General features: G+C 61.4%; 1 protein-coding gene. It reads right to left on the reverse strand.

Annotation, left to right across the window (positions count from 1 at the left end; genetic code table 11):
• A partial coding sequence (locus tag AC0IYH_RS31330) for a CoA-transferase (protein WP_471838116.1) occupies positions 1-277 on the reverse strand: 277 nt, incomplete at both ends.

The following is a 277-nucleotide window of genomic DNA, read 5'->3' on the forward strand; positions in this document are numbered from 1 at the left end:
TTGGCATTGTGATCCATCACGACGATGATCTGCTTGACCCCGGCGACGAGGTCCATCGCCCCGCCCATGCCCTTGATCATCTTGCCCGGGATCATCCAATTGGCGATGTCGCCGCCCTCGCTGACCTCCATCGCCCCGAGCACGGTAAGGTCGATATGGCCGCCGCGGATCATCGCGAAGCTCTGCTCGCTGCCGAAATACGCGCTCTGCGGCAGCTCGCTGATCGTCTGCTTACCGGCGTTGATCAGGTCGGGATCGACCTCGTCCTCATATGGAA

Source organism: Pseudomonas sp. AC463 (assembly GCF_979253585.1).